Annotated in this window: 22 protein-coding genes; 15 read left to right on the top strand and 7 right to left on the bottom strand. The window is 65.2% G+C overall.

Annotated features, from left to right (window positions below; translation table 11 throughout):
• Positions 1 to 11: 11 nt before the first annotated feature.
• The 6 genes from O6P39_RS15545 (at position 12) to O6P39_RS15520 (ending at position 9,225) form a co-directional block, all read left to right on the top strand.
• A complete protein-coding gene (locus O6P39_RS15545) occupies positions 12 to 1,424 on the top strand; it encodes an aldehyde dehydrogenase family protein (protein ID WP_275607404.1) in 1,413 nt (470 codons plus the stop codon).
• A gap of 104 nt (positions 1,425 to 1,528) precedes the next feature.
• Positions 1,529 to 1,894, top strand: coding sequence for a RidA family protein (locus O6P39_RS15540; protein WP_275607403.1), 366 nt, complete (start codon positions 1,529 to 1,531; stop codon positions 1,892 to 1,894).
• Between the two features lie 85 nt (positions 1,895 to 1,979).
• A complete protein-coding gene (locus tag O6P39_RS15535) occupies positions 1,980 to 2,633 on the top strand; it encodes an HAD hydrolase-like protein (protein WP_275607402.1) in 654 nt (217 codons plus the stop codon).
• 103 nt (positions 2,634 to 2,736) lie between these two features.
• Positions 2,737 to 3,177 (top strand): GNAT family N-acetyltransferase, encoded by a 441-nt coding sequence (locus O6P39_RS15530; RefSeq protein WP_275607401.1) that lies wholly within the window; start codon positions 2,737 to 2,739, stop codon positions 3,175 to 3,177.
• 185 nt (positions 3,178 to 3,362) lie between these two features.
• The gene (locus tag O6P39_RS15525; protein ID WP_275607400.1) at positions 3,363 to 7,088 is read left to right on the top strand and encodes a response regulator; all 3,726 of its coding nucleotides are present in this window, start codon (positions 3,363 to 3,365) and stop codon (positions 7,086 to 7,088) included.
• Positions 7,069 to 9,225, top strand: coding sequence for an EAL domain-containing protein (locus O6P39_RS15520; protein WP_275607399.1), 2,157 nt, complete (start codon positions 7,069 to 7,071; stop codon positions 9,223 to 9,225). Before O6P39_RS15525 ends, O6P39_RS15520 begins: the two co-directional genes overlap by 20 nt.
• Positions 9,226 to 9,288: 63 nt before the next feature.
• On the opposite strand, the gene O6P39_RS15515 is transcribed toward O6P39_RS15520, so the two are convergent.
• Positions 9,289 to 10,254: a helix-turn-helix domain-containing protein gene (locus tag O6P39_RS15515; protein WP_275607398.1), complete on the bottom strand. Its 966-nt coding sequence runs from the start codon at positions 10,252 to 10,254 to the stop codon at positions 9,289 to 9,291.
• Between the two features lie 96 nt (positions 10,255 to 10,350).
• Here O6P39_RS15515 and O6P39_RS15510 point away from each other — a divergent pair, with 96 nt between their 5' ends.
• From O6P39_RS15510 to O6P39_RS15475, 8 genes are all read left to right on the top strand, one after another.
• Complete coding sequence (locus O6P39_RS15510) at positions 10,351 to 10,800, top strand: tautomerase family protein (RefSeq protein ID WP_275607397.1); 450 nt, start codon at positions 10,351 to 10,353, stop codon at positions 10,798 to 10,800.
• Positions 10,801 to 11,146: 346 nt separating this feature from the next.
• The gene (locus tag O6P39_RS15505) at positions 11,147 to 12,679 is read left to right on the top strand and encodes a sugar ABC transporter ATP-binding protein (protein WP_275607396.1); all 1,533 of its coding nucleotides are present in this window, start codon (positions 11,147 to 11,149) and stop codon (positions 12,677 to 12,679) included.
• Positions 12,672 to 13,694, top strand: a complete 1,023-nt coding sequence (locus O6P39_RS15500; protein WP_275607395.1) for an ABC transporter permease — start codon at positions 12,672 to 12,674, stop codon at positions 13,692 to 13,694. The genes O6P39_RS15505 and O6P39_RS15500 overlap by 8 nt, the downstream gene beginning before the upstream one ends.
• 26 nt (positions 13,695 to 13,720) lie before the next feature.
• Complete coding sequence (locus O6P39_RS15495) at positions 13,721 to 14,776, top strand: substrate-binding domain-containing protein (RefSeq protein WP_275607394.1); 1,056 nt, start codon at positions 13,721 to 13,723, stop codon at positions 14,774 to 14,776.
• Positions 14,777 to 14,787: 11 nt separating this feature from the next.
• Complete coding sequence (locus O6P39_RS15490) at positions 14,788 to 15,453, top strand: sulfite oxidase-like oxidoreductase (protein ID WP_275607393.1); 666 nt, start codon at positions 14,788 to 14,790, stop codon at positions 15,451 to 15,453.
• A 363-nt stretch (positions 15,454 to 15,816) separates the two neighbouring features.
• Positions 15,817 to 18,198 carry a TonB-dependent receptor gene (locus tag O6P39_RS15485; protein ID WP_275607392.1) on the top strand — a complete coding sequence of 794 codons (2,382 nt, stop codon included), beginning with the start codon at positions 15,817 to 15,819 and terminating at the stop codon, positions 18,196 to 18,198.
• A 50-nt stretch (positions 18,199 to 18,248) separates the two neighbouring features.
• Positions 18,249 to 19,610 carry an APC family permease gene (locus tag O6P39_RS15480; RefSeq protein ID WP_275607391.1) on the top strand — a complete coding sequence of 454 codons (1,362 nt, stop codon included), beginning with the start codon at positions 18,249 to 18,251 and terminating at the stop codon, positions 19,608 to 19,610.
• A complete protein-coding gene (locus tag O6P39_RS15475; protein ID WP_275607390.1) occupies positions 19,610 to 20,062 on the top strand; it encodes a DUF3574 domain-containing protein in 453 nt (150 codons plus the stop codon). The genes O6P39_RS15480 and O6P39_RS15475 overlap by 1 nt, the downstream gene beginning before the upstream one ends.
• Here O6P39_RS15475 and speE read toward each other — a convergent pair.
• A complete protein-coding gene (gene speE, locus O6P39_RS15470) occupies positions 20,047 to 20,907 on the bottom strand; it encodes a polyamine aminopropyltransferase (protein ID WP_275607389.1) in 861 nt (286 codons plus the stop codon). The two genes, O6P39_RS15475 and speE, sit on opposite strands and share 16 nt — an antisense overlap.
• A complete protein-coding gene (locus O6P39_RS15465; protein WP_275607388.1) occupies positions 20,907 to 21,365 on the bottom strand; it encodes a DUF3574 domain-containing protein in 459 nt (152 codons plus the stop codon). The genes speE and O6P39_RS15465 overlap by 1 nt, the downstream gene beginning before the upstream one ends.
• Before the next feature lie 436 nt (positions 21,366 to 21,801).
• Between O6P39_RS15465 and O6P39_RS15460 the strand changes: the two genes are divergently transcribed.
• Positions 21,802 to 22,308 (top strand): hypothetical protein, encoded by a 507-nt coding sequence (locus tag O6P39_RS15460; protein ID WP_275607387.1) that lies wholly within the window; start codon positions 21,802 to 21,804, stop codon positions 22,306 to 22,308.
• A gap of 70 nt (positions 22,309 to 22,378) precedes the next feature.
• On the opposite strand, the gene O6P39_RS15455 is transcribed toward O6P39_RS15460, so the two are convergent.
• The 4 genes from O6P39_RS15455 to pnuC all read right to left on the bottom strand — a co-directional run bounded on the left by O6P39_RS15455 (position 22,379) and on the right by pnuC (position 24,618).
• The gene (locus O6P39_RS15455) at positions 22,379 to 23,008 is read right to left on the bottom strand and encodes an XRE family transcriptional regulator (RefSeq protein WP_275607386.1); all 630 of its coding nucleotides are present in this window, start codon (positions 23,006 to 23,008) and stop codon (positions 22,379 to 22,381) included.
• 3 nt (positions 23,009 to 23,011) lie between these two features.
• Positions 23,012 to 23,173, bottom strand: a complete 162-nt coding sequence (locus O6P39_RS15450; RefSeq protein WP_207886673.1) for a hypothetical protein — start codon at positions 23,171 to 23,173, stop codon at positions 23,012 to 23,014.
• Between the two features lie 114 nt (positions 23,174 to 23,287).
• Positions 23,288 to 24,025: a UTRA domain-containing protein gene (locus O6P39_RS15445; RefSeq protein WP_275607385.1), complete on the bottom strand. Its 738-nt coding sequence runs from the start codon at positions 24,023 to 24,025 to the stop codon at positions 23,288 to 23,290.
• Between the two features lie 8 nt (positions 24,026 to 24,033).
• Positions 24,034 to 24,618: a nicotinamide riboside transporter PnuC gene (pnuC, locus tag O6P39_RS15440; RefSeq protein ID WP_275607384.1), complete on the bottom strand. Its 585-nt coding sequence runs from the start codon at positions 24,616 to 24,618 to the stop codon at positions 24,034 to 24,036.
• Between the last annotated feature and the right edge of the window lie 3 nt (positions 24,619 to 24,621).

The following is a 24,621-nucleotide window of genomic DNA, read 5'->3' as shown; positions in this document are numbered from 1 at the left end:
GAGTGAAGTGCATGAGCCTGACTTCCGTATCCCTTGTTCCCGAGGCGACTCAGATCGACGTGTTCAGCCCCTTCGACGGCACGCTGGTCGGCAGCGTTCCGAACCTGGGCGCCCAGGACGTCCCCCGACTGCTCACGCTCGCTCGCCAGGGCGTGCGTGACAGCGCCGCGCAGCCCCGGCATCGCCGCGCCAGCATCCTCGAACGGGCTGCACAGCTCATCGAGCGAGACGCTGCGGATTTCGCCGGCCTGATCGTCGATGAAGCGGGCAAGACGCTGCGCCAGGCGGAAAAGGAGGTGAAGCGCTGCATCAACACGCTGAAGCTCTCCGCGGAAGAAGCCCGCCGCAACGCCGGCGAGGTGGTGCCCTTCGATGCCTACGAAGGCTCGGAATCGCGCCAGGGCTGGTTCACCCGTGAACCCCTGGGGCTGATCCTGGCGATCACCCCGTACAACGACCCGTTGAACCTGGTGGCTCACAAGCTGGGGCCGGCCATTGCCGGCGGCAATGCGGTGATCCTCAAGCCGTCGGAGCTGGCGCCGCTGTCTGCGCTCAAGCTGGTGCAGTACCTGGTCGAGGCCGGTCTGCCCGAGTCCGTGGTGACGGTGGCGACTGGAGGCGTGGAGCTGGGCAAGGCCCTGGTCGCCGTGCGCGAGATCCGCATGATTTCCTTCACCGGCGGCTTCGCCACGGGCGAGCAGATCGCCCGCAATGCCGGCCTTAAGAAACTCGCCATGGACCTGGGCGGCAACGCGCCGGTGCTGGTGCTGGAGGATTGCGACCTCGAGGCCACCGTGGAGTCCTGCGTTTCCGGCGCCTTCTGGGCCGCCGGGCAGAACTGCATCGGGACCCAGCGGATCCTGGTCGATGCGTCGATCTATGCGGCCTTCCGCGAGCGCTTCGTCGAACTGACCCGCGCGATGGTGCTGGGTGATCCGGGCCGGCGCGAGACCGATATGGGGCCGATGATCACCGAAGCCTCCGCTCGCCGGGCCGAGCATCTGGTGAACCAGGCGCTGGGCGAGGGTGCCCGCCTGCTCTGCGGCCACCAGCGCCAGGGAGCCGCCTATGCCCCCACGGTGCTGGAAGGTGTCGACCACGGTAGTCAGCTGTGGCGCGAGGAAGTGTTCGCGCCGGTGGTGATGCTGGCGCCGTTCGAGGATCTGGAACAGGCGATTTCCCTCGCCAACGCGCCGGAGTACAGCCTGCACGCAGGGCTGTTCACCCGTGATCTGTCGAAGGCGCTCAGCCTGTCGCGGCGCATCGAGGCCGGCGGGGTGATGGTCAACGACTCGTCGGACTATCGCTTCGACGCCATGCCCTTCGGCGGCTCCAAATACGGCAGCCTGGGGCGCGAGGGCGTGCGCTTCGCCTACGAGGACATGACCCAGCCCAAGGTGGTGTGCATCAACCAGCTGGGTTGACGTTTCGGGAGACGACCCTTCACGGCCGTCATTTTCACCGGGTGGGTCGCTCGCCGCGCCGCCCGGTGCTTTTTTCCGCTACTTGATGGATAAGGGAGTCGTCGATGATCACGCGTTATGCGTCGGGCAACAGGATGTCCATGGCGGTCAGCTACGGCGCCATGTTCGAGACTGCCGGGGTGGCGGCGGACGATACGCGCGAGGATGTCCAGGGGCAGCTGCGGCAGGTACTGGCGACTATTGACGCGCTGATGGCCGAGGCCGGCGTCAGCAAGGAGCAACTGACCCGCGTACAGATCTGGATCGCGGACTACAGCCACTTCGATCGGGTCAACGAGATTTACGACGCCTGGCTGCAGGGCTACCCGAAACCGGTTCGCGCCTGTGTTGGAGCGGACCTGGGGGAGGGGTACCTGGTCGAGGTGCAGGTGTTTGCGGTTCGTGGCGGGTCGATTGCGAAGCGGGGATAATGCCGCCTTCAATCGGGTGAGTTGATCACCCTGCACCCGCAGCCGTCCGGATACGGCTGCCAGCACTCCAGGAAGGAACGCTCCTATGTCATACCGACTTGCCATCTTCGACTTCGACGGCACGCTCGCGGATTCCTTTCCTTTCTTTGTCGCGGTGTTCAACCAGGTCGCTGACAAGCACGCGTTCAGCCGGATTCCCCCGGAAGAGTTGGACTCTTTGCGCAAGCAAGGGGCCCGGGAGATCATGTCCCATATCGGAATGCCGCGCTGGAAGCTGCCTCTGGTGGCGCGAACCTTCATGGGCCTGATGAAGAGGCATCGAAGCTCCATCCGGCTTTTCGAGGACATTGCCGATACCCTGAGCCATCTTGATGAGAAGGGCGTGATTCTCGCGGTGGTGTCCTCCAACTCCAGAGAGAATGTCACGCAGATTCTGGGCTCCAGCTGTCGGCATATCCGTGCCCTCGAGTGCGGGGTTTCCATTTTCGGCAAGGCATCGCGCTTGCGCCGGGTCATGCGGAAGTTTGGCGTGGCGCGAGAGGAGGTCATCTACATCGGTGACCAACCGACGGATGGGGAAGCGGCATCAACGGCCGGTATCGCGTTTGGCGCGGTTGCGTGGGGATATGGGACATATGAAGCATTCCGCACGCTTCAATCCCATGAGTGGTTCGCCGATGTGAGCGAATTGCGGCGGTTGGCGGGCAGTCATGAAGGCCTGGAGTCATCCCCACGCTGATGCCCCAATGCAGTGTTCTGCCGTCCCGTCGCGGGGCGATTGGGGGCTGGTCTTCTGATAGGCGATTACACTGGCCGTCTCCCATCCATTACAGAATGCAGCAATGGTTCCCCAATCAAGCGTACGGCTCGCCCAGGGCGACGACCTCGATGCTCTATTTGAACTGGACGCGATCGCCCGGCGCGAACCGGGGCGACGGACATACATTGCACACGCGGTAGCCAATGGCCAATGCTGGGTAGCAGCGGATGCAAGCGACGCCACAGTACTGATGGGGTACGGCGTACTGAACGACTCCTTCTTTGAGCAGCCCTTCATCCCGCTCGTCGTAGTGAGGGACTCGGCGCGGCGTCATGGTGTCGGGTCCGCCATTCTCCGCGTACTGGAGTCGCAGTGCAGGGGGCCGAAACTGTTCACCTCGACGAACCGCTCGAATGAGCCGATGCAGGGGCTGCTTGGGAAGCTCGGCTTTATCAGGAGTGGCCAGATAGAGAATCTGGATGAGGGCGATCCTGAACTTGTTTTTGTGAAGTTCCGATCCTGAATCCGAGACGGGACTGAAGACGACTGGCGTTGGTCGCGCTGTTGCCGCTCGTCGCTTGAATGCTGGCTCAACGCCAGTTCCTACATTCCTGTCTAGACTGCGATGCAGGGCCTTATCGAGCCCCGCCTTAGCCGCCATCCCTCATCCCCAGAGGCGCGGCCGCCAGGGAAAGGACAGGAGACTACATGGACGGACGTCAATTCCCACCATCCCGCCAATACCTGCTGCCATTGCTGGTAACCCTCGCCCTGATGCTCGTTTTCGGGGGGCTGGTGCTCTGGCAGTGGCTGGATCTGGAAGCGCGCAACCGTACCGAGTACGAGCAGCGTTTCAAGCTCGAGGCCGAGGAAATCGCCCATCGCGTCAGCAACCGGATGCGCTCCTACGAGATGGTTCTGCGCGGTATGTCCGGCCTGATCGTCGGCACTAACGCGGTGTCGGCCGAGGACTGGGCGCGGGCCACTGACCAGTTGCAGTTGCAGGACCGCTATCCGGGCATCCAGGCGCTGGCGTGGGCGCGCTACCTGAAGCGCGAAGAAGCCAACGAGTTCGTCAGCGAGATCTGGGAGCAGGGCCGCCGCGATTTCCGCATCATCCCTCCGGAGCCGCGGGACGAGTACATCGTGGTGCAGTACAGCAGCCCCATGGACTGGCGCAACCGCCGCACCCTGGGTTTCGACATGCTCACCGAGCCGGTGCGCCGGGCGGCTCTCGACCTCGCCCGGGAAAGCGGCGAGGTGAGTCTCACCGGGCCGCTGAAACTCAGGCAGGAAACCGAGCAGCAGGCGCAGAGCGGTGTGATCCTCTATATGCCGGTGTACCGCCCGGACGCGCCCAGCACCTCGGTCGACGAGCGCCGCACCGCGCTGCTTGGCATGGTCTGCGGTGCCTTTCGGATCAACGACCTGATGGCCGGCATCCTGGGGGCCCAGAGCAACCTCTATAGCATCGACCTCAGGGATGTCGGCAGTTCCGAGTCCATGCTGCAGGTGTCCGACAAAGGTCACCAGCCACGCTTCCACCAGGTCGAGGAGCTGAAGCTGTTCGGCCGCACCTGGGCCCTGGGAGTGGGCAGCACGGCCGAGTACGAGGCCATGCTGAGCAACAATCGCATCACCTTCAGCCTCTGGACCGGCCTGTCTGCCGCGCTGTTGCTGGCCCTGTTGGTCGGGGGCTATCTCTACCAGCGAGAGCGGAGTCTGCAGCTCAGCCTGTCGGCGACCGCCGAACTGACCGAGCGCGAGGAGCGTTTCCGCCTGCTGCTGCAGCATCTGCCGGTGGCCACCCTGACCTGCGGGGAGAATGGCCGCATCGAGATGGCCAATGCCCGCGCCGGAGAACTGTTCGCCTGCGCGGCGGAGAGCCTGGTGGGGCAGAACCTGCGCCGGTTCGTGCCGAGCCTGGCGGACCTGCCGCAACAATTGGCCAGGCAGGCTCCCACCGACCTGACGGAGATCGAGGCCTTGCAGGAGGATGGTGAGCGGGTTGCCGTGGCTTTCAGCCTGAGCACCTTCAACCACGGCAATGACCGGCGCTACCTGCTCAGCCTTGTGGACCTGCAGGCGCGCAAGAGCGCCGAGGAGCGTTTCCGCCTGGTGGTCGAAGCCTCGCCCAACGCCATCGTCCTGGTGGATGCCAGTGGTCGGATCGCCATGGTCAATCGCCAGACCGAACAACTGTTTGGTTATAGCCGTCATGACCTGCTCGAATCCTCCGTGGAAATGCTCCTTCCCGAGGCTCTTCGCGAGGCCCATGTGGCATTGCGCGAAGGCTTCCAGCGCAAGCCCGAGCAGCGGCGCATGGGCAGCAACCGGGAGCTGTTCGGCCAGCATCAGGACGGCCACATGATCCCCCTGGAGGTGGGCTTGTCGCCGATCCGCGCCGGCCGCGAACGGCTTGTGCAGGCAGTGATCATCGACATCAGCGAGCGCAAGGCCGCCGAGCAGCGACTGCGTGACCAGGCCGAGCAACTGATGCTCGCCAACCGCTACAAGTCGGAATTCCTCGCCAACATGTCCCATGAGTTGCGCACGCCGCTGAACAGCATCCTGATCCTCAGCGATCAGCTGCGACAGAACATGGCTGGCAACCTCACCGAGAAGCAGACCCGCCACGCCGATATCGTCCACCGCGCCGGTAGTGACCTGCTGCAATTGATCAACGACGTGCTCGACCTGGCCAAGGTCGAGGCAGGGCGCATGCAGCTCAAGCTGGAGCCACTCAATGTGCAGGACATGCTCGCCGAGCTGGACGGCAGCCTGCGGCCCATGGCCGAGGTCAAGGGCCTGCGCCTGTCCACCCATGTCCAGGCCGGCGTGCCAAGGGTTATCCATAGCGACCGGGTGCGCATGCACCAGATCCTGCGCAACCTGCTGTCCAACGCCCTCAAGTTCACCGAGCAGGGTGAGGTAGAGCTGTCCGTGGAGCTGGACCCGGCGGCGGCGGTCGATGAGCGCGAAGTGTTGTGCTTCGTCGTCCGTGATACGGGCGTCGGTATCCCCGAGGACCAGCACGAACGCATCTTCCAGGCCTTCCAGCAGATCGATGGTTCCACCAGCCGGCGCTTCGGCGGCACCGGCCTGGGCCTGGCCATCACTCGTCAGCTGGTGCTTGCCCTGGACGGCACCATCACCCTGGAAAGCGTGCCGGGGCAGGGTTCGAGCTTCAGCGTCCGGCTGCCGGTGGCGGTGGGTGCGAGCCAGCCGAAGGCCGATGAGCCCCCCGCACAACCGGTGCGTGGCGGCCAGGGGCCGGCGGTGCTGATCGTCGAAGACGATGTCAACTTCGCCTCGGTGATAGCCGAGGAAGCCCAGGCCCGTGGCTTCTCCAGCGTCCATTGCCGCAGCGGTAAGCAGGCTATCGAGTTGCTGCAGAACGAGCGCTTCGCTGCCGTCATCCTCGACATCCTGCTGCCGGACGTCAGTGGCTGGCAGATCTACCGGCGTGTGCGTAGCCATTCGAACCACCGCGCGACCCCGGTGAATATCATTTCCTGCGTGCCCCAGCCCCAGGATTGGAACGAGGACGCTACCCGCTACCTGGTCAAACCCATCGCCCGCGAGGACCTGGAGCAGGTGTTCCAGGACCTGGAGGGCGGCCGTCCGCCGGCGGAGCACAAGCTGTTGCTGGTGGAGGACGTGGACGTGGAGCGTGAGCACTATCGCGAGCATCTGGAGCAACTGGGCTTCAAGGTGGTGGCCAGTGCCAATGGCGAGGGTGCCCGCAAGGCCTACGCGGAGGACAATTTCTCCGCCCTGGTGATCGACCTCGACCTGCCTGACCAGGATGGTTTCGAGCTGCTCGACAGCCTTCACCGCGAACGCCCGCTGGATGGTTCGCGGGTGGTCATCAACACCGGTGTCGACGTCAACCAGCAGAACCTGCAACGCTTGCGCCGCTATTCGGCGGTGGTTGTGCCCAAGGCGGGCGGGGACCTCAAAAACCTCAGCTCGGCGGTCCAGGGATTCCTCGCCGGCCTGCGCGAACCGCAGACCAGCTCGTGGTCGGACCCGCTGGAAGGCGGCCGCGTGCTGCTGGTGGACGATGACGTGCGCAACATCTACGCCCTCAGCGCCCTGCTGGATGAAACCGGCTTGAAGGTCACCGCCGCCCGCGACGGGCTGGAGGCCATCGACTGCTTCCAGCGCGAACCCTTCGACCTGATCCTGATGGACATGGCCATGCCCAACATGGACGGCTACACCGCCACCCGCGTGCTCAAGCAGGAGCACGGCTGCAGCATCCCGATCATCGCCCTGACCGCCCATGCGATGAAGGGCGACCGGGAGAAATGCATCACCGCCGGCGCCGACGATTACCTGGCCAAGCCGGTGAGTCGCCAGGAATTGCTGGACATGCTTTACCGCTGGCTGGAACAACCGGGAGCACGCCATGGCGCACCTGCAGCTTAAGGAGGTCCCCGCAGCCAACACCCTGCTGGTGGTGGATGACCGCCGGGAAAACCTCGCCGCCATGGAAGCGTTGCTGGACCACGGTGAATGGCAGGTGCTTACCGTGGATTCCGGCGAGGCAGCGCTGAAATGCCTGCTGGAGGAGGAGGTCGGCCTGGTGCTGCTGGATGTGCAGATGCCGCACATGGACGGTTTCGAAGTGGCGCGGCTGATGCGCAGCAGTCCGTTGACCCGCTATACGCCGATCATCTTCATTTCCGCCATCGCCCACACCCATGAAGCCGTGCTGCACGGCTATTCGTCCGGGGCGGTGGATTTCATCCTCAAGCCCTTCGACCCTGAGGTGCTGCGCCTCAAGATCCAGTCCCTGCTGGCCCATGAGCGCAACCGGCGCGACCTGCTGCAGCTCAGCCAGCAACTGGACAGCGCCCGCGCCTTCAACGCCTCGGTGCTGGAGAACGCCGCCGAAGGCATCCTGGTGGTCGGCGAGGACGGCCTCATCAGCTTTGCCAACCCGGCCTCGGCGCAAATGTTCCAGGGCTCGGTGGGGGATCTGGAGGGCAAGCCGCTGCTGAACCTGATCGCCCACCCGGAGATGAGCGGCGAGTGGAAACTGTCGGATTTCTACCGCCACTGGAAGCGGAACGAGACCTACCGCCTGCACGACGCCAGTCTCAAGACCATGAGCGGCGAGCGCCTGCCGGTGGCGCTGTCGGCGTCGCCCCTGCCACGGCTGCAACGCTCGATGGTGGTCATTGCCCTGGATATGTCGGTGGTGCACCACCTCCATGCGCAACTGGAATCCCAGGCCATCACCGATGCCCTCACCGGGCTGCTCAACCGCCGCGGCTTCCACAATGCTCTGGAGGCGTCCCTGGCTCGCGTCGAGCGCAATGGCAAGCGCATGGCGGTGCTCTACCTGGACCTGGACGGCTTCAAGCTGATCAACGATTCCCTCGGCCACGAGGCCGGCGACCGTGTGCTGCGGCGGGTAGGGGAACAGCTGAAGAGCTGCCTGCGCCCCTATGACATCCTGGCGCGCATGGGCGGCGACGAGTTCACTGCGTTGCTCGACAGCCTTGACCACCCCGAAGACGCCGCGCGGGTGGCGGAGAAGCTGATCGAGATGGTTTCGGTGCGTCATCGCATCGAAGGCATCGATGTCACCATAGGTGCCAGCGTCGGCATCGCCAGCTTCCCCGAGTGCGGGCAGAGTGTGGACGGCCTGTTGCGTGCGGCGGATATCGCCATGTATGAGGCCAAGCGCGCCGGCCGCCAGCAGTACCGCTTCTACTCGCCGGAAATGAACGGCCGCGCCCGCTCCCGATTGATGCTGGAAGAGAGCCTGCGCAATGCCATCGAGCAAAACGACTTTCATCTGGTCTACCAGCCCCAGATCCACCTCGAGACTGGCCGCCTGCGCGGCTTCGAGGCGCTGCTGCGCTGGGAACACCGGGTGGCCGGCACGGTGGCGCCCAATGTGTTCATTCCGCTGCTGGAGGAAACCCGCCTGATCAACCGCCTGGGCGACTGGGTGCTGCGGGAGGGGGCTAGCCAGTGCAGTGCCTGGAGGCAGAGCTTCGGCGACGACCTGGTGGTCAGCCTCAATGTCTGCCCGCTGCAGTTCGGCATGCCGCAACTGGTGGACGACCTGCGGCGGGTGCTGGACAACTTCAGCCTGCGGCCCTCGCAACTGGAAGTGGAGGTTACCGAAAGCGCACTGATGCAGGACCTGGAGCTGACCCGCGAACAACTCCGGCAACTGCGCGCCCTGGGCGTGCGCATCGCCATCGACGACTTTGGCACCGGCTATTCGTCCCTGGCCTACCTGCGCCATTTCGAGCTGGATACCCTGAAGATCGACCGCCTGTTCATCTCCAACATGCTGGAATCGCGGCGCGATGCCGCGGTGGTCAGCACCATCATCGACCTCAGTCGCCACCTGGGCCTGGAAGTCATCGCCGAAGGTGTGGAAACCGCAGCCCAGCGCGACTGGCTGCTGGAGCATGGCTGCACCTACATGCAGGGTTTCCTGGTGGCGCCGGGGCTGCCCGTGGCCGAGGCCGGGGCCTTTCCTCGCATAGTGGACTGGCGCGCTTTGCAGGAAGCGGCCCTCGCTCCCAGCCGCTCTCCCTGAAGTGGAGAGGGGCGTTCTCTTCAAGCGTGGTGCCAGTCTTTCCCCGGCTTCTACCTTTACGCTTCAGCCACGGCGCAATTGTCGTGGGGTCGCGTTCAGCAGGCGGCGCAGCAAACGCCGGAGAGCCGTTGGATCCTGATAGCCGACCTGCGCCGCAACCGCTTCGACAGAGTACTGGCCGGATTCGAGAAGCGCTCGCGCCTTGTTCAGCTGCACCCGTTGGATGAGCTGCCGAGTGGAGTGCCCCGTCGCCTTGTGGACGTGGCGCGACAAGGTCCGCTCGGACATGCCGACACTCGCGGCGAGCGCCTTGACTCCCGCAAGCTCCGGCAGCGATTCCTCGATCTGCGCGGTCAGGCGCGAGATCAGGGCATTCCCTTGCACCAGCATGGCGGGGATGACGAAGGGCGACTGCAGTTGCCGACGGTCGAGCAGCAGGGCCTTGCTCACCGTGTCGGCGATTTCAGGGGAAAGGCGCCGGCGTAACAGGTGCAGCATGAGGTCGGTCTGAGCGAAGGCGGCACCCGCCGTAGTCAGTGGTGGGTCGGCCAGCACCATGAAGTCCGGGTCTACGCGGCAGCCCGGTGCGAGTGTCTGCAGGTGCGGTGCCAGCCACCAGGAGGTTGTCGCCCGCCTGCCATCCAGGAGCCCGGCTGCATGCAGAAGAAAGACGGCCGAGCATGACGCGGCAACTTCCTTGCCGTTCGCGATGTGGTTGCTCAGTGCCGAGAGGAAGGGAGCTACCCATGGTTCCGCAAGGCGTCGCTCGAGCTGGTCGAAGTCACTGACGCCAATGCCCGGTATGACCCAGCAGGAGCTGTCCTCAACGCCTGGCTCCATGGGGGCCACGTGCAGCAGCAAGCCATGACCCAGCGTCACCGGTCCCGGTTGAGGACCGCAAATCCGCCAGCGCGGTGTGGCCAGGCCGCGTCGCTCGCCGACGTTTGCCGCAGTGGCGAGGATGTCCAGGGTGGAGGCCACGCTCGAGGCGAATGCTCCTGGTATGACCAGAATGGTGAAATCATGCATTGGCTGATTATGCTCGAAAGAGGACGAATCGGACACTTTTGCAGGAAGCGAACGCCAGGCCCAATAGTGATCCAATCCATCGCCAAGGTTTCAGCCATGCCCAACATCCTGATCAAGGTACCCACCGGAGCTTTCAGCGAGCCGCAACGTGAGCGCCTGTTGAAGCGCGTCAGCGAGGCAGCCATCGCGCATGAGCGCATAGGCAGCGATCCACGGCAGCGCAGCCTGTGCTGGGTGCTCATCGAGGAGGTTCCGGCTGCCGATTGGCTATGCGGCGGCGCGAACGTGCACGCTCAGGCCATTCCCTGCATCGTCATGGTCAAGGTGCCTGCCGGCGTCCTCGATGAGCAGATGCGCAAGGAATACGTGCTGGGCCTGCACCAGGCCATCGAGCAATGCGCAGGGCCGGATGATGGGCGGATGTTGATGACGTCGATACAACTGACGGACATCGCCGATGGCACATGGGGTGCGAACGGAAGTCTCTGGCGCCTGGCCGATTTCACTCGCGCTGCCGGTTATGGGCATCTTCTCCCCAGCATCTAGAGGACATGCCAGGCCGGAGCCGGGAGCGAGGAACGGTTTCGACCCTTCCTCTCACAGAAGTCCGCCTCTGGCCGTTGGCTGCCCTCGACCAGTGGCTGCTACCGACCCGGAGCGGATGTCTCCCGCTCCAACTGGCGTGGAGTGCTACTCATCTGCCGCCTGGTTGAGTCGCTGTTGCTGGACAGGCAGTGCATTGCCATGTCGAGCAGATGGTTTTTAGTATATGCATAAATAATATTAAAAATATGTTGATTCGATTCATTTAGAAATAAAAGAATCGCCGGGAATTCCCACGGCGAAGCTCTGAAACGGCGCTCTCGCTCTTGTGTGTCGCAGCGAGATCTCCATGCCCGGCCAGCCCGACTCCACTGTGTTTTTCCGCCTTCAGAATCTGAGCAAGGCGTTTGCGGGCAATCGGGTACTGGACGAGGTGAACCTGGATATCCGTCAAGGCGAGGTGCTTGCGCTGCTGGGCGCCAACGGTGCGGGCAAGTCGACCCTGGTGAAGGTATTGGCCGGCTCCCATTCGCATGACGCCGGGCAGCTGTGCATCGACGGCCAGGTTGTGCGCTTCACCTCGCCTCAGGACGCCAGGCGCCACGGGATAGTCGCGGTGCACCAGCAGGTCGAGCAGGGCGTGGTGCCTGGGCTGAGCGTGGCGGAGAACCTCCTGCTCGACGAGCTCTGCGGCGCATCCGGCTCGCTGCTGTTTCGACCGCGTACGGCCCTGCAACGCGCCGCCGAAATTGCCGCCGGGCTTGACCTCCAGTTGCCGCTGGAGGCGCCCATCGAAACACTGGGGACCGCCGAGCGGCAATTGGTGATCCTGTCCCGCGCGCTGGCGCTCAGGCCACGTCTGCTGATCCTCGACGAACCCACCGCATCGCTCTCGACCCACGAAGCCGAGCGCCTGTTCGCTCTGATCGACCGGCTGCGCGAGCGCGGCGTGGCGATCCTCTACATCTCCCACCGGCTGTCCGATCTGCAACGCGTGGCGGACCGTGCGCTGGTGCTGCGCGACGGCCGTCTGGTGGGCGAATTCACGGCGCCGTTGGACCTTGCTGCCGCCGTGGAATCCATGCTCGGCGCTGCGTTGGGCGAGGTGGAATTGCAGCCTCTGGAGCGGGGCGAAAGCGTGCTTTCCCTGCGCGGCTGGCAGCTCGAAGCACAGAGCGCGGCCTTCGACCTGGACCTGCATGAAGGCGAAGTGGTTGCCCTGACCGGCCTGCTCGGTGCCGGCAAGAGCGAGATCGCCGAAGTACTGTTCGGCCTGCGCAAGCACCACGCCGGATCGATCCGCCTCGACGGGCGCGATTGGCTGCCGCGCACCCCGCGTGAAGCCATCTCCGCCGGCGTGTTCTTTGCCGCCGAGGACCGCGCGCGCAACTCGCGAGTGCCGGGATTCTCGGTGCGCGCCAGCATGACGCTGCCGCTCCTGCGCAGCTTCACCCGTTTCGGCTTCATCGACCGTGACGCGGAGCGCGCCAAGGTCGCCGAGCAGATCGCCGCACTCGACATCAAGGGGCCTGGTCCTGAACACCCGCTGGATCTGCTCTCCGGCGGCAACCAGCAAAAAGTCATTCTTGCCCGCTGGCTGCTGGGGCGGGGCCGCGTGCTGATCCTCGACGAACCCTTCCAGGGCGTCGACGTTCGCGCCCGCCGCGACATCGGCCAGCGCATCCGCGCCAGTGCTACAGGCCGCGCGACGCTTGTGATCTGCAGCGATCCGGACGAGGCCCTGGAAATCGCCGACCGCATCCTCGTCGTACGCGACGGGGCGGTGGTCGCCGAACTGCCTCGGCAGAACCTGCGGCGCAGCGAGATCGTCGCCCATCTCACTCCGAATATCCCTTCACGCCAAGGAGCCGTGCGTGTCTAGAACTGCCGTGAGCAGCGGAGCGACCACAACCGTCGCACGCCTGCTCGACTTCCTCATCCACTACGCGTTGCTCCTGCTGCTGGCCCTGCTGGTGCTGGTGTTCGCGCTGCTGGAGCCGGCCTTCCTGCGGGTCGGCAACCTGTTCCTGGTGCTGCAGTCGGTGTCCATCGTCGCGTTGCTCGCCCTGGGCGTGACCCTGAGCATGGCCGTGGGCGGGCTGGACCTGTCCATCGGCGCGGTCGCCGCGCTGAGCCTGATGACCGCCAGCTACGTGATGGTGGTGCTGGACTGGGGCCCGCTGGCGGCGATCCTCATCAGCCTCGGCCTCGGCACCCTGGTCGGGCTGCTCAATGGCTGGCTGATCGTGCGCATGCGCGTGCCGGACATCCTCGCCACCCTCGGCAGCATGTTCCTGGTGGTCGGCGTGCAACTGATCCCCACCGGCGGCCGCTCCATCGCCGTTGGCATGACCCTGCCCAACGGCGATGAAGCGCCGGGTGCCTTCGCCAGTTGGTTCCTCGCCCTCGGCCGCGCCCAGCTATGGGACCGCGTGCCGGTGCCGGTGGTGATCATGCTCGGCTGCGCACTGCTGGTCTGGCTGTTCCTCGAACGCACGCGGCCTGGGCGGTTGTTCTACGCCATCGGCGGCAACGAACAGGCCGCGCGCCTCGCCGGCGCGGCGGTGGAACGCTACAAGCTGCTCGCCTACGTGCTTTCGGCGCTGCTCGCTTCGCTGGGTGGACTGCTGCTGGCAGCGCGCCTCGGTCGTGGCGACGTCAGCTCCGGCAACGGCCTGGTTCTCGACGCCCTCGGCGCCGCGCTGATCGGCTTCGCCGTGCTCGGCGCGCAGAAGCCCAACGCCTTTGGAACGCTGGTGGGCGCGGTGCTGGTGGCGACCCTGCTCAACGGCCTGACCATGCTCAACGCGCCGTATTACGCCCAGGATTTCGTCAAGGGCGCGGTACTGGTCTCGGCCCTGATGTTCACTTTCGGTCTGGCCCGGCGCGGGCGCTGATCGCACTCTTTTCGGAGATTCAACGGATGAAATTCACCCCCGCCAAAACCCTGCGCGCACTGTTCGCCGCCGGGCTGTTGTTGTCCGGCGCCATCTCGGCCGAAGCGGCCGGGCTGCCCGGCGCGCCAGCACCCTTCGACAAGGGCGGCGTGCAGATCGCCCTGGTCGGCTACCTGTTCTCCGGCGACTTCCCCGAAGCCTACCTGCGCGGCGTGGAGAAGCAGGCCAGCGCGCTGGACGTGAAGCTGCGCGTCTTCGACGCGCGCCAGCAGGCCGCCACCCAGCGCGAGATGCTGGAGCAGGCCATCGACCTGGGCGTGGACGGCATCATCGTCCAGCTCGGTCTCGCCGAAACCCTCAAGGATTCGATCGACAAGGCGTTGGCCAAGGGCATCAAGGTCGTGACCTTCGACGTCGACGTGAACGACCCGCGCATCACCCGCGTCGAGCAGGATCACCGCGAGCTGGCGCGCCTGGCGCTCAAGCAGGTGCTGCAGGACAACGGCACCGCCTTCGAGGCCGGCTACGTGTACATCGACGGCTTCACCCCCATGGAGCGCCGCGACGAAATCTGGCGTCAGGTGAAGGCCGAGAACCCCGGCATCGTCGAGAAGGCGCGCTTCGGCACGCTCAACGCGCCCATCGCCAACTCGGTGGCCGACCAGGCCAGCGCGGTGCTGCGCGCCAACCCGGACATCACCGTGTTCTTCGCGCCCTTCGACGAGTTCGCCAAGGGCGTGAAGATCGCCGTGGACGAAGCCGGGCTGGGCAAGAAGGTGAAGATCTACAGCGCCGACATTTCCACCGCCGACATCCAGATCATGAAGGAGGAGGGCAGCGCCTGGAGCGCCACCGCGGCGGTCAATCCGGAAGTGGCCGGCGCCATCAGCGTGCGCAGCCTGGCGCTGCGCATCGCCGGTGAGAATCCGGGCGAGCAGGTACTGGTGCCGCCGACCCTGATCACCCGCCAGCAGCTGCTGGACCTGGACGTGAAGAACGTCCGCGACCTTGCGCACAAGGTGCCGGCCTTTGGCGAGGCGCAGAAGGTGGCGCAGGCGCCGTGGATTCCGCTGGCGAACTGAAGGGGCAGGGTATGCACGACAAGGCCGGGCGCCTGAAGAAGGCGCGCTCGCCCAAGGGCGACCCGCGTTACGGCGCGCGCCTGCCTCCGGGGCAGGTGCTGACCGAGCGCTTTCCCATCCTCCATGAGGGCGAGGTGCCGGACTATTCGCGCGAGACCTGGCGTCTGCGTCTCACCGGTGCTCTGTCGCAAGCGCTGGAGTTGAGCCTGGACGACCTGCTGGCGCTGCCGCAGCGCGAACTGGTCTGCGATATCCATTGCGTCACGCGCTGGTCGAAGTTCGATACCGCCTGGCGCGGCGTGCACCTGTCGGACCTGCTCGAACACTACGGCGTGAAACCGTCCGGGGCGTTCGTCATGGCCCACGCCGACCACGATTACCAGACCAACCTGCCGCTGGAAGACCTGCTGCGCCCGGACAGCCTGCTCGCTACACATTACGCCGGAGAGCCACTGACCCCGGTGCATGGCTGGCCGCTGCGGCTGGTGATCGCCGGGCGCTATTTCTGGAAGAGCGCGAAGTGGCTGCGTGAACTGGAGTTCAGCGAGGTTGACCGCCCCGGATTCTGGGAGCGCAACGGCTTCCACAACGAGGCCGACCCTTTCCGCGAGGAGCGTTTTTCCGGTGAGGCGCTAGCTATTCCTGAGGACGAATGGACCCGCAAGGCGTTCGATTGAGCGTCGCGCTGTTGCTGCCGAGACAGCAGGCACTGTTGCGCTGGAAACACTGGTAACTGGTTATAACCAAAGTATTTTTTATTCATTTGAAAGCATTCTGCTACTAGCTAGGATGACGTCTTCCCCATCTGGTCAGGGATGACCGGCGATACCGAGAAGCCGCGCCTTTTCGCACGAAGAGTGACCGGCCATGACACCTGGAGCGCTTTCCCGAGCACTGTTTTCTCCAACCTGAGGGGAACAGTCGCTCGCGGTTTCCGGACTTCCGACACCAACCGCTCGAGTCAAAAAAATCCCAAGCGGAGTTCCGGACTCGCCGCCAACGGCGAGTGGCGCTCTTTAAGCGAGACAGGAGTATTTCGCGTGTTATCCCGTTCCCTTATTGCCGTTGCGGTGGCCTCGGTCATCGCCCAGGCCTCCGCACGCGCCGAGGAAACCCCGGCGACCCCCGAGGCCACCACCAAGCTGGAAACCGTCCTGGTCACCGGTGCCCGCGGTAACCACCGCACCCTGTTGGATTCCCCGGTACCGGTGGACGTGCTCACCGCCGACGACCTCAAGTCCACCGGCGCGGTGGGCGGCGAACTGGGCCAGGCCCTGGCGACGCTGCTGCCGTCCTTCAACTTCCCACGCCAGTCCAACTCCGGCGGCGCCGACCACGTGCGCGCCGCGCAGCTACGCGGAATGAGCCCGGACCAGGTGCTGGTGCTGATCAACGGCAAGCGCCAGCACACCTCGGCGCTGGTCAACGATTCCTCGAAGATCGGCCGTGGCACCGCCCCGGTGGACTTCAACTCGATCCCCATCAGCGCCATCAAGCGCATCGAAGTGCTGCGCGATGGCGCCGGTGCGCAGTACGGCTCCGACGCCATTGCCGGGGTGATCAACATCATCCTCGACGATGCCCCGGACGGCGGCGAAGTCTCCACCAGCTATGGCGCCTACCATACCCATCAGGACGCCATCGACCGCACCACCACCGACGGGCAGAACTCCTACACCAGCGCCAAGGCTGGCACCCAGTTGGGCGAGGAAGGCTTCATCCGCGGCGGCGCCGAATACATCGACCGCAACCCCACCAATCGCGCCGGCTTCGATGGCTTCGCCGACACCCCGGAGCAGCGCAACTACGTGATGGGCGATGGCGTGGCGCGGGACGTCAACGCCTGGTTCAATGGTGACCTGGCATTGGGCGACGGCAAGGCCTACGCCTTCGGCCTGTACAACGAACGCCACACCACCGGCGCGGAGTTCTACCGTTACCCGGACGAACACCCGGAGATCTACCCCAACGGCTACCTGCCGCAGTCCCTGGGGGACAACCTGGACCTCTCCACCAGCCTCGGCTACAAGGGCCTGATCGCCGACACCTGGGACTATGACGCCAGCGTCACCCACGGTCGCAACCGCTTCGAGTCGTCCACTCGCCGTACCCTCAATGCGTCCCTTGGCGAAGACACGCCGACGAAGTTCGACACAGGCGACTACGAACTGCGCCAGAGCGTCGCCAACCTCGATCTCAGCCGCGAGCTGAGCCTTGCCGGGCGGCCGTTCGTGCTGGCGCTGGGCGGCGAGTACCGCTACGAAAACTACATCACCACCGCCGGCGATGCGGCCTCGTACTACGGTGTCGGCGCGGACGGCGCCGCCGGCCTGCGCCCGAGCGAGGAGGTGGACATCGACCGCAACGTCTTCGGCACCTATGTCGATCTCTCGGGCGACCTCACCGACCAGTTCTTCGTCGATGCCGCCGCCCGCTGGGAGCGTTACGACGACGCCGGCAGCAAGCTTACCGGCAAGCTCAGCGGGCGCTATCAGCTGACCCCGGTACTGGCCCTGCGTGGCGCGGCGTCCACCAACTTCCGCGCACCCTCGCTGGCCCAGGTTGGTTTCCAGAACACCACCAGCAACTTCGGTGACGGCGGCACGCTCACCGATATCCGCGTGCTCTCGGTGAACGATCCCATCGCCCGCGCGCTCGGTGCGGAAAGTCTCGACCCGGAAACCTCGAAGAACTTCAGCCTGGGCCTGACCGCACAGCTGAACGACCGCTTCGATCTGTCCTTCGATGTGTTCCGCATCGACGTCGACGACCGCATCACCCTGTCCCAACGCATCGGCAGCGATGCCATGGAGCAGTTCATCCAGGACAACTTCGGCGTGGCCGGTGTGCATGACGTGAACTTCTTCACCAACGCCGCCGACACTCGAACCGATGGCGCGGAGCTGGTGCTCAACTACCACCAGCCCTTCGTCGGCGGCCAGCTGGGCGTGACCACCGCGTATACCTACAACCACACCAAGGTACGCAGCACCAAGGGCACCCCGCAGCAACTGACGGACCTGGGGATCGGCGAAGACGCGCTGGTGGGCGTGGAGGAGCGCAACACCCTCACCGATGCCGCGCCCAAGGACCGCTTCATCTTCACCACCACCTGGAGCAATGCGCAGTGGAACCTGCTCGGCCGCCTGACTCGGCAGGGCGAGACCACCCGCGTGTTCGACTTCGGCGACGGCTACCACCCGGAGCAGACCTATGGCGCCGTGTGGCAGCTGGATACCGAGGTGGCCTACAAGTTCACCCCGCAGTTCAACCTGGCAGTGGGTGGCAACAACATCACCGACAACTACCCGGAACGTTCCAGCTCGGAGATCAACTACGGCGGCAACCTGCCGTACGACGTGCTTTCGCCGATCGGCTCGAACGGTGCGTATTACTACGCCCGCGCCACTTACTCCTTCTGATCTGACGCAGGGGGCCGCGTTGCGGCCCCGCTGCTTTCCGGAGTCGATTCATGGCTGACAACGACGCCGGCCCGCGCCGGCACCTGGGCGCCATTCACGCGCTGCTGCTGACGCTGGGCATGGTGATCACCAGCGACATTCTGAAAACCGCGCCCACCGTGGCGCTCAACGTCGGCCAGGAGTACTTCTACCTGGTGTGGATACTCGGCGGCCTGCTGTCGATGGTCGGCGCGCTGTGCTACGTGGAGATGGCCTCGGCCTTCGCCCATCCCGGTGGCGACTACCACTTCCTCGAACGTGCCTACGGCCAGCGGGTGGGCTTTCTGTTCGCCTGGTCGCGCTTCGCCATCCTGCACACCGGGTGGATCGCGCTGATGGCGTTCCTGTTCGCCGATCACTTCAGCGCCTTGCTCGGCCTCGGCCAGCTCGGCAACGTGCTGCTGGCGGGCGGGCTGGTCGCCGCGCTGGTGGCGCTCAATCTCATCGGCTGGCGCGTTAGCCTCGGCACTCAGGCCGGATTGGTGGCGCTGGTGGCGGCCGGTTTCCTCGGCATCGTCGGAGCCGGTCTGTGGCTGGAGTGGCGCGGCTTCGTCCCGTCCCCTGTGGCGCCGGTCGAGCCGGAGCAGGTGGGTGTTGCCGGTTTCTCCGCTGCGCTCATCTATGTCTTCCTCGCCTTCGGTGGCTGGAGCGACGCGGCGACGCTGTCGGCGGAGTTGCGCGACAGCCGCCGGGGCATCTTCACCGCCATGCTCGGTGCGCTGGCGGCGTTGTTGCTGATCTATCTGGCGCTGAACTGGGCGTTCATTCGCGGCCTGGGCTTCGACGGTCTGGCCGCCAGCGGAGCGCCGGCGCTGGAGTTGCTCGGGCTGGCCTTCGGCGCGCCGGGTATCGGCCTGATCATGGCGGTGGTAGTGGTGTCCGCCGTCGCCAGCATCAACTCGACGCTGATCGTCGGCAGCCGCACGACTTATGCCGCGGCGCGGGATGTTCCGGCACTGCGCGCCCTCGGCCGCTGGGATGTGCGTCACGGCGTACCGCGCGCGGCACTGCTCGCCGAAGGCGTGGTGGCCTTGCTGCTGGTCCTGGTGGGTGGCTGGAGCGGCCATGGCTTCAACACCATGGTGGAGTACATGACGCCGGTGTACTGGCTGTTCCTCAGCCTGAGCAGCGTGGCGCTGATCGTCCTGCGCCGCCGCCATCCGGACGTGCCCCGGCCGATCCGCGTGCCACTCTATCCCTGGTTGCCGCTGGGCTTCCTCGCGGTGTGCCTGTACATGCTGTATTCCAGCGTCGCCTACGTCGGCTGGGGCGCCTTGCTGGGCCTGGCGGTACTGGCGCTCGGCGGGTTGCTGCAACTGATCCTGCGCCCGCGTACGGCGCAATCCGAAGACTGGCAGGGAGAGGGTGCCTGATGCGCGCGAAGCGACTCTGGCGCAACGGCGCCGTGACCGTTTTGCTGGCGGCCCTGGTAGGGCTTTGGCTGAACGAGCCTACGCTCAGTGCCAGCGGTGAGGCGAGCGGCCGGCGCATGCTGCGCACGGAGCTGTACCTGGAGGCGGTGGAGCTGTCGCAGTGGGAGGACTTCCTCGCCCGCGAGGTGACGCCGCGCTTCCCCGATGGCCTCAGCTGGCTCGATCTGCACGGCCAGTGGCGCGGCCCCAGTGGCGGGCCGGAGAAGCTGCCGTCGCGGATGCTGATCCTCATCCATGCCGACAACCCCTACACGCGCCAGGCCATCACGCAGATCGGCGCGGACTTCAAGAAACGCTTCGGCACGGCGGTGCTGCAGGTCAGCAGTCCGGTTCGCGCTCGCGACCCGGACTGGACGCCGCAGCGCCTGGGCAACCCTCAGCTGTCGCGCTGAAGCCCTGCCTCGATCAGGTGGAGCATGTAGCGCGGCAGGGCGAACGCCGCCTGGTGTACCTCGGGGGTGTAGTAACGGGTCACCAGGCCGCTTTTTGCGAAGCGCTGGCGCAGGGTTTCCAGCGCGGTGCGGCGGGCTTTCTCGCTGTTGGACGCCCAGCCGAAGGCCATGCTGCCGCCGATGTAGGTCGGCACCGCCGCGTGGAAGAAGCCCCAGTCGGCGAAGGACTCCGCCAGTCGCCGCGCCGTGCCGCCCAGTTCCTCCGGCTGGAGGAAGGGCACGCCATTCTGCGTGGCGAGGATGCCATCGCCGCCCAGGCGCTGCTGGCAGTTGCGGTAGAAGGCGTCGGTGAACAGGCTCGCCGCCGGACCGCCCGGGTCGGTGGAGTCGCAGAGGATCAGGTCGAAGGTTTCGCGGCTCTGCGCGAGGTACTCCAGGCCATCGGCGTAGATCAGCCGCAGGCGCGGATCGTCCAGCGCGCCGGCCGAATGCCTCGGCAGCAGCTCGCGGCACAGCTCGACCACCTGCGGATCGATCTCCACCGCGATGATTTCCTCGATGCCGGCGTGGCGCACAATCTCTCGCAGGATGCCGCCGTCGCCCACACCGATCACCAGCACGCGGCGCACCGCACCATGGGCAAGGATCGGCACATGGGCGAGCATCTCGTGGTAGACGAACTCGTCGGCCTCGGTGGTCTGCACCACGCCATCCAGGGTCAGCACGCGGCCGAAACGGCGGTTGCGGAATACCTGCACGGCCTGCTGGCCGGTGTGGCCCTGGTAGATCGGCTCATCGATGGTCAGCGCCTGGGCGTAACCGTCGTGCAGCGTCTCGCGGAACATCAGAACGACACCTGCGCCGGTTGCGACAGCCGCAGCACGGAGAGGTCGCCGGTGATGCGCTTCCACGCCAGGCGAATGGCCTCGATGTCCTTGTCGTGCGCGGCGCTGTCTTCATGCAGGATCACGATCACCTTGGTGCTCAGCCGTTCCGGCGCCGGCGCGCCGTGGTCACGCCACTGGCCGTAGGCGTCGTAGGCGGTGAAACCGTCCGGGAAGCGCGGCGTCACTTCCTGGTCGAGGAACTGCCGCCAGCGCTGTTCGCTGATCCTGTCCTTGCCGTCCTCCTGGCCCAGCGCGAAGTACAGCTCGGTACGCAGCCACTGCGCCTGCGCCGGCCGGGTCGGGTCGCCCTGCAGGGTCGAACTGGAAGGGTTGGTGGTATGAACGGAAGGGGCGGGCGGGGTGGCGCAGCCGAACAGCGCCAGGGCGAGGCTGGCGGCGAGCAGATGGCGGAACATGGGACTTCCTTGCGGTGATGACAGTTGAACCAAACCGCCACTATAGAAGGTCGCCTGTTATTTCATTAAATATTAAAAACGCATTCTCATATGCCTGATTTTGCATTCATGGAATGTGCATCGAAGCGCTCTAGGCCGTGGGTTATGGCCAGCTACGAAGTTTTTGCGAGTTGGTTAGATTCAATATTCACTACGGTTCTTTGCTAAGTACTGGATGAGATATCCATGTCGCCGAAAAGATCGCTCTTGAAGTGTTGGAATTCGTTATCGCGACGAAAATGAAACCATAACGAACATCCCCGGCATCATCGAGACAGAATCGCGAGTTGATGCAGCGAAACCCGCCGCTCCCTCGCCATCTTGTTCCGCCGCTGCGCATTCCTAGAATCGGCCCCATTCGCAGTCACTCAACTCTATCGATTCAGGGAGCTCCACCATGATGAACGCCATGCAGATGCCGATGAACACCAATGCCATGATGCCGATGATGGGCATGCCGATGATGATGGCGACCATGGAATGCGAGATGCTCGACGACGGCATGATGTGCAAGATGAAGCCGGCCATGGGCATGGAAATGGCCATGTTCCGCAACAGCGCCGAGATGATGGCGATGATGATGAACTGCGGCATGCCGATGATGATGCACTGCGGCAACATGATGATGATGGGCATGTCCCAGTCCGCCATGGCCATGATGCCGATGATGAACCCGATGATGTCCATGCCGATGATGGGCATGAACATGGGCATGCCGAGCATGAAGTGCATGATGGAGTGCTCCATGCAGGGCGACATGATGATGTGCAAGATGATGCCGATGCAGGGCATGAACATGGAGATGTTCAAGAACTGCTGCATGCTGATGAACAAGATGATGGAGTGCGGCATGCCGATGATGATGAGCTGCAACGGCATGCCGATTATGTGCTGCACCTGCTGATAGCGGCGCACTGAAATGAAAAGGCCCGGTGGGGAAACCCTCCGGGCCTTTGGCTTTTTGACGGTTGGAATCAGTCCAGCCGTTCGGCGTAGGTGGTGACGAGGTAGGCGACCGCGTCGCTGTCGGCGGGGTTACGGTAGCTGTGCGGCTGGTCGGCGAAGAACAGGATGGAGTCGCCGGTGCCGAGGAGGAAGCGTTCCTCGTTGACGCTGATCTCGAGCACGCCCTGGGCGACCACCAGGTTTTCCTGGGTGCCCGGCGCGTGGCCGGTGGATTGCTCGATGGCCAGGCCCTGCAGGCGCAGCTCGTAGAATTCCACCTGGCGCGAGACGTCGAAGGGGAACAGCGCGCGGCTGACGAAGGCGCCGTCGCCGCTGACCAGGCGTTTGCTCTCCCGAGCCGGCAGCACGGCCACGCCTTCGAAGGCGCGGTCGTCGAGGAAGGCAGCGACCGAGACTTTCAGGCCCTGGGCGATCTTGCACAGCACCTTGATCGACGGAACGCTGCGGCCGGACTCGATCTGCGCAAGCATGGTCCGGCTCACGCCGGAAAGACGGGCGAGGCCATCGAGGGAAAGGTTGCGCTTGGCGCGCAGGCGCAGCAGGTTGCTGGCGACCCGTTCGCCGATGGGGTCTTCGGATGCGCCGGGGGTGGCGTCGAAGGCCACGGCGGGCAGCTCGGTGGCGAGCGGCAGGCCCATGGCTCAGGCCTCGCGGCGGCCGCTGTCGCGGCTCTGCTGGACGATCTGGAAGGCGTCGTAGCCGGCGCGCTGCGCGTACAGCATCCACATCAGCTCGGCCTGGCGGCGGGCCTGACGGCGCGTGCGGTGGCGGGCGAGGTCGATGACGTTGTCGGTGCGGTCCATGGCGGCTCCAGAAGGCTTGCAGTCAAGCCGGTTGCGGTGAAGTTGGAGCTAGCCTAGCCGCGAACCTGTTAGAACCAGAAATACTGAATTAGCATTTATTAATAACTTGTTTGGCTATAACGGCCGCGACGGGAAATCCGCCTGCACGGCCACGGATACTGCGTCCGGCCGCCAGAATTCCTGGTCGAACTCCACCAGCAGGCCGTCCTCGGCATAGTTCAGCCGTTCCAGCACCAGGTTGCTGGCGCCGGAGGCCAGTTGCAGCAGCTCGGCGTGGTCGTCGCTCACCGTACCCAGCCGCAGGTTCAGCGTGCAGCGCGTCTGCACCTTGCCGAAGCGCTCGCGCAGCACGCTGGTCAGCGAACGATCCAGGCGTGCGTCGAGCAGGTCCGGGCACCAGCTGGCGAGCAGGGTGTTGATCTCCACCAGCACCGGGCGGCCGTCGATCAGCCGGCGGCGCTGCAGGCAGAACACGGGTTCGTCCGGCGAGGGCAGGTTCATCCGCGCGGCCAGCCAGGCGCCGGCGCGGCGGCGCTCGGCGCTCAGGCATTCGGTGAGTGGCTCGCGGCCCTGCTGGCGCACGTAGTCCATGAAGCTGACCAGCCGCGTCGGGTCATAGTCGATGCGCGGCGGGCTGAGGTACCAGCCGCGGCGGTTCTCGCGGTAGATCAGCCCCTCGGTTTCCAGTTGCTGCAGGGCCTGGCGCAGGGTGACGCGGGTGCACTCGAAGCGCTCGGCGAGGTCGCGCTCGGGCGGCAGTTTCTGCCCGGCGAGGAAGCGCTTCTGGGCGATGTCCGCGGCCAGCTGGTCGCGGATGCGCGCGTAGTGCGGTGGAATGGCCTGGTAGAGCATGGCGGCCCTCAGTTGCCGGTGGCCAGCGCCGGCTGCTCATCGCGCAGTTCGCGCTGCCAGGCCAGCAGGCCGTAGATCGCCAGCACCACGAAGCCGGCGTAGAGCCCGGCAGTGAGGTACAGCGCCTTGTAGAGGAACACCCCGGTGTAGATCACGTCGAGGATGATCCACAGCCACCAGCTGGCGACGTACTTGCGCGCGGCCCAGAAGCTCGCCACCAGGCTGAAGGTGGTCAGCGCGGCGTCCAGCCAGGGCAGGGCGGCGTCGGTGTGGGTGTGCATTGCCCAGCCCAGGGCGAGGGCGCCGACGGCGCCGGCCAGGCAGCTGGAGACGGCGGTAGAGAAGGGCAGGCGTTCCACGCGCACCTTGCCGTGGTCGCTGCCGCCCTGGCTCCATTGCCACCAGCCGTAGAACTGCAGCACCACGAAAACCAGTTGCAGGAGCATGTCGGAGTAGAGCTTCACGCTGAAGAAGATCCACGCGTAGAGCAGCACCGCCACCACGTTCACCGGCCAGCACCAGCGGATGCGCCGGGCGGTGAGCCAGACGCCGAGCACGTTGACGATCACCGCGATGATTTCCAGAGCAGACATGTT

Source organism: Pseudomonas sp. PSE14 (genome assembly GCF_029203285.1).
Classification (GTDB): domain Bacteria; phylum Pseudomonadota; class Gammaproteobacteria; order Pseudomonadales; family Pseudomonadaceae; genus Pseudomonas.
This window is presented reverse-complemented; position numbering and strand designations above follow the sequence as displayed.

What these genes read in the sequence shown, in the direction of transcription:
- O6P39_RS15545 (WP_275607404.1), top strand. Translation starts at nt 12, where the DNA reads ATGAGCCTGACTTCCGTATCCCTTGTTCCCGAGGCGACTCAGATCGAC.
- O6P39_RS15540 (WP_275607403.1), top strand. Translation starts at nt 1,529, where the DNA reads ATGATCACGCGTTATGCGTCGGGCAACAGGATGTCCATGGCGGTCAGC.
- O6P39_RS15535 (WP_275607402.1), top strand. Translation starts at nt 1,980, where the DNA reads ATGTCATACCGACTTGCCATCTTCGACTTCGACGGCACGCTCGCGGAT.
- O6P39_RS15530 (WP_275607401.1), top strand. Translation starts at nt 2,737, where the DNA reads ATGGTTCCCCAATCAAGCGTACGGCTCGCCCAGGGCGACGACCTCGAT.
- O6P39_RS15525 (WP_275607400.1), top strand. Translation starts at nt 3,363, where the DNA reads ATGGACGGACGTCAATTCCCACCATCCCGCCAATACCTGCTGCCATTG.
- O6P39_RS15520 (WP_275607399.1), top strand. Translation starts at nt 7,069, where the DNA reads ATGGCGCACCTGCAGCTTAAGGAGGTCCCCGCAGCCAACACCCTGCTG.
- O6P39_RS15515 (WP_275607398.1), bottom strand. Translation starts at nt 10,254, where the DNA reads ATGCATGATTTCACCATTCTGGTCATACCAGGAGCATTCGCCTCGAGC.
- O6P39_RS15510 (WP_275607397.1), top strand. Translation starts at nt 10,351, where the DNA reads ATGCCCAACATCCTGATCAAGGTACCCACCGGAGCTTTCAGCGAGCCG.
- O6P39_RS15505 (WP_275607396.1), top strand. Translation starts at nt 11,147, where the DNA reads ATGCCCGGCCAGCCCGACTCCACTGTGTTTTTCCGCCTTCAGAATCTG.
- O6P39_RS15495 (WP_275607394.1), top strand. Translation starts at nt 13,721, where the DNA reads ATGAAATTCACCCCCGCCAAAACCCTGCGCGCACTGTTCGCCGCCGGG.
- O6P39_RS15490 (WP_275607393.1), top strand. Translation starts at nt 14,788, where the DNA reads ATGCACGACAAGGCCGGGCGCCTGAAGAAGGCGCGCTCGCCCAAGGGC.
- O6P39_RS15480 (WP_275607391.1), top strand. Translation starts at nt 18,249, where the DNA reads ATGGCTGACAACGACGCCGGCCCGCGCCGGCACCTGGGCGCCATTCAC.
- O6P39_RS15475 (WP_275607390.1), top strand. Translation starts at nt 19,610, where the DNA reads ATGCGCGCGAAGCGACTCTGGCGCAACGGCGCCGTGACCGTTTTGCTG.
- speE (WP_275607389.1), bottom strand. Translation starts at nt 20,907, where the DNA reads ATGTTCCGCGAGACGCTGCACGACGGTTACGCCCAGGCGCTGACCATC.
- O6P39_RS15465 (WP_275607388.1), bottom strand. Translation starts at nt 21,365, where the DNA reads ATGTTCCGCCATCTGCTCGCCGCCAGCCTCGCCCTGGCGCTGTTCGGC.
- O6P39_RS15460 (WP_275607387.1), top strand. Translation starts at nt 21,802, where the DNA reads ATGATGAACGCCATGCAGATGCCGATGAACACCAATGCCATGATGCCG.
- O6P39_RS15455 (WP_275607386.1), bottom strand. Translation starts at nt 23,008, where the DNA reads ATGGGCCTGCCGCTCGCCACCGAGCTGCCCGCCGTGGCCTTCGACGCC.
- O6P39_RS15450 (WP_207886673.1), bottom strand. Translation starts at nt 23,173, where the DNA reads ATGGACCGCACCGACAACGTCATCGACCTCGCCCGCCACCGCACGCGC.
- O6P39_RS15445 (WP_275607385.1), bottom strand. Translation starts at nt 24,025, where the DNA reads ATGCTCTACCAGGCCATTCCACCGCACTACGCGCGCATCCGCGACCAG.
- pnuC (WP_275607384.1), bottom strand. Translation starts at nt 24,618, where the DNA reads ATGTCTGCTCTGGAAATCATCGCGGTGATCGTCAACGTGCTCGGCGTC.